The organism is Desulfovermiculus halophilus DSM 18834 (assembly GCF_000620765.1).
In the GTDB taxonomy this organism is placed as follows: Bacteria; Desulfobacterota; Desulfovibrionia; order Desulfovibrionales; family Desulfothermaceae; genus Desulfovermiculus; species Desulfovermiculus halophilus.
Map to the genome: position 1 here is coordinate 1 of NZ_JIAK01000055.1, position 3,188 is coordinate 3,188.

Sequence of the window (3,188 nt, forward strand, 5' to 3'; positions counted from 1 at the left end):
AGAGCTGGACGACTCCCCAGCTCTTCCCTCAGCCGCATAAGTTAAGCCGGAGAATGGCCCCGGTGGCTTCTTACACCACTTGACAGGACGTGACCAAACATCAATGAGGGGTGGTAGAAGTGCATTCATTCACAAAAGTGAAAAATCAACCATATTGTTTCCTATTACTGAGGCATGGCCATTTGATAGCTCCCGTAAAGCCTCTCCGCCCCTATCAATAGGGTTCATTGTTGACTTTTGATAGAAATCTATCATAATGTCTTTGTATCCATTGATAGAAAAAAGGAGGGGGAATATGGCAATTATCGGTTATGCACGTGTGAGCACTGTTGGACAAAGCCTTGATGCTCAATTGATCCAACTTGAAAAAGCTGGGGCCGAGAAAATATTTCAGGAAAAAATCTCTGGGGTCAAAAAAGATCGCCCAGAGCTGCAAGCTATGCTGGATTACATTCGGGAGGGAGATACGGTAATTGTTTCCAAACTGGATCGTATTGCAAGGAGCACCAAGCACCTTCTTGATATCGTTGATTGCCTTCAGGAGAAAAAAGTAACCTTCAGCGTGTTGAATATCAACCTGGATACCTCTACGCCCACCGGTAAGCTCATGTTAACCATGCTTGGGGCTATAGCTACATTCGAGCGAAAAATGATGCTTGAGAGGCAAGCTGAGGGCATTGAGAAGGCAAAGCAGGAGGGGAAATATAAAGGTCGTAAAGCAACCGCCAGAGCCAAAGCGACAGAGGTCAGGACCCTTGTTAAAGCGGGGATGGCAAAACAAAAAATAGCGGAGGAATTAGGGATTGGGGTCGCTTCGGTTTATAGGATTTTAAAATCTTGAAGAATAATAATGGCCAAGGATTGGAAAGATCAGCCAATCTAAGGAGAATTTCGTTCTAAAGAAAACCGCCAGGGATTCTGATACCAAACCCACCAATTGTTGTTTCCCTGAACCCATCGGGCCTTGTTGATTCAAAACCCTCCACCTATTCAGATAGAATCCCCTTTGGCTCTGGCTTCGTCGCAATCGTACAAAGTCAGATAGTGCTGTTTGCCCTTGCGGCCATTGTCGCGTTACCGGATGATTCTGGCGTTTTCGATTGATGGATGGGGCTCAGAGTTTTGTCTCTAAGGCCAATGTGCTGTTTTGTTTATGGGATAGGTTGTTTTTGCTGAAGGGACTGTTGTTTTGAAGATGACTTCGCCATCTTGTCCCAAAACGGTTATTCTTCCGCCGCCTTGGTTTTGAAGGAGGCTTTTTGCGGCTGCGATAGCATGGCGCCTTGTCTCATGGATGGTGGTTGGGATTTCCTCATCAAAGACTTTATTGGCCCAGGTGCCGTCAGGACGTTGATAGACAGTGCGATTATGTTTACTCTCCATGTTCCTCCTGGTTGGTTATGTCATGGTTTCTCTTCTTCTTGCTTTGCAATCCTCAGCTTTGCGGATGACTCTTGCTCGCCAGACAATTTGCTCCCGCCAAAAATGATTGACGTGGCGCATATGATCGCTGGCTTCAGCTACCTGATCATCTTCTTTGGTGGCCACAAAGCTCTTCGTCGGAAAATAAATTAATTATTTGTAGATTAAAATAACAAACATATTATTAAAGGATTATTTAATGTTTAGTCAATAGTTATTGTTGAAAAGTTTTAACAAGTGGGGGGGGAAACCGCATGCCAGTTCATTCAAATAATAGGCATACAATGTCTTGAAAGTTCTAAGAAGCTGCAGGATAGAGTTGTTGGGCTGCTTATTCTGATCAAAACCATCCAAGCATTCTTGGCATAAAGCCGTCCATACTTTGTCGGGGGACCGCTGGGGTGTTCCGGATTGCAGGGTTAGTAAGAATGGACGAATGTTTACCTCTGGCGACCTTCAAAATCAACAACACAATATAGGAGATAGGGCCGATACCCATGATGGCTCAAGGTGACAATTGCTCTGACTCCTGCCAGTTTCCTTGGAGTTGTCCCATTTAGGTGTATATTCAGGAGATGGAGGGGGAGTCCGAACTCCAAATTCGCAGAAAAAAATGACCACTGGTTTCGGCGACACGCTGATTAGCGATTTCGAATATTTAGCTCTACTTTTGACCTATAGGTCTGAGGGGACGCTTTCGGGAGCGATTCATTACATTGATCGTTATACTAGCGAATCAACATGAAATTCAAAGCTCATCATTTAAATTAGTGCTATTCAGTTTACAATCGCCAACCTTCGATGGATTTCATCGCTTCAGAATCTATCTATAGAGTATAATTTTAAATTTAATAAATTATTGTTTTATTCGAAGTTTTTATAACAATTGAGGTGTTTCTTATCTTAAGAAAAAAATTGGCCAGGCAAAGGCAAAGATAGGCTTTGCTATGCAAAGTCTCGATACATCATAAGAATCTATTGCTTACCGGTCAGGGGAGGAGGAAAAACTGACCTTCATTGCCTGGCCACAATAACAACTTTTTCTATTATTTATTTTTAAAAAGATAATAATAGATTAGATTTTATATGCGTTTACAAAAACTTACAAACTTTAGACACCGACCTAAATTATGGACTTATAAAGCCTAACAATGTCGTCATACGTAACCGATCTGGGGTTAAATAAAGTACATACATCTTTCAAAGCATTGTCTGCCATTTGGGGAACGTCTTCCTCCAATATTCCCAATTCCCCCAATCCCGCGGGAATACCAATATCCTTAGCCAACCGCCTGATTGCACCAATTGCTTTGTCAGCAGCATCCAAAATACTGAGCCCGTCAATGTTCTCCCCCATGGACTCAGCAATTTTTGCAAATTTTTCAGGGGCAGCCAGCAAATTATACTCACACACAACAGGCAAAATAATTGCGTTGCACACACCATGAGGCAAATCACGCAAACTTCCTGCCTGATGTGCCATCGAGTGCACAATGCCCAGAACTGCATTATTAAATGCCATACCAGCAAGATACTCTGCATAAACCATTTGAGAACGCGCCTCTAAATTCGTCCCATCCGCAACAGTTGGACGCAACCATTTTGCAACAAGTTCGATAGCCCCTAGAGCGCATACATCTGTAACAGGCGTCGCCTGTTTGGAAACATAGGCTTCTATGGCATGAGTCAAAGCATCCATTCCAGTAGCAGCAGTCAATGAGCGAGGCATTCCCATATGGAAAACCGGATCATTAATAGCAACATCC

Annotated in this window: 4 protein-coding genes; 1 reads left to right on the forward strand and 3 read right to left on the reverse strand. The window is 43.3% G+C overall.

Going from position 1 to position 3,188, the window contains the following annotated elements; all coding sequences use genetic code 11:
* Positions 1 to 295 precede the first annotated feature (295 nt).
* On the forward strand, positions 296 to 841 hold the full coding sequence (locus N902_RS0114125) for a recombinase family protein (RefSeq protein WP_027371434.1): 546 nt from the start codon (positions 296 to 298) through the stop codon (positions 839 to 841).
* Between the two features lie 287 nt (positions 842 to 1,128).
* Here the strand turns inward: N902_RS0114125 and N902_RS19510 are convergent, their stop codons facing one another.
* The 3 genes from N902_RS19510 to N902_RS0114135 form a co-directional block, all read right to left on the reverse strand.
* A complete protein-coding gene (locus N902_RS19510; RefSeq protein ID WP_084288444.1) occupies positions 1,129 to 1,383 on the reverse strand; it encodes a DUF2188 domain-containing protein in 255 nt (84 codons plus the stop codon).
* A 15-nt stretch (positions 1,384 to 1,398) separates the two neighbouring features.
* Positions 1,399 to 1,548: a hypothetical protein gene (locus N902_RS19845; protein WP_153304243.1), complete on the reverse strand. Its 150-nt coding sequence runs from the start codon at positions 1,546 to 1,548 to the stop codon at positions 1,399 to 1,401.
* 997 nt (positions 1,549 to 2,545) lie between these two features.
* Positions 2,546 to 3,188: dehydroquinate synthase/iron-containing alcohol dehydrogenase family protein (locus tag N902_RS0114135; RefSeq protein WP_027371436.1), on the reverse strand; the 643-nt coding region annotated here is incomplete at its 5' end.

What these genes read in the sequence shown, in the direction of transcription:
- N902_RS0114125 (WP_027371434.1), top strand. Translation starts at nt 296, where the DNA reads ATGGCAATTATCGGTTATGCACGTGTGAGCACTGTTGGACAAAGCCTT.
- N902_RS19510 (WP_084288444.1), bottom strand. Translation starts at nt 1,383, where the DNA reads ATGGAGAGTAAACATAATCGCACTGTCTATCAACGTCCTGACGGCACC.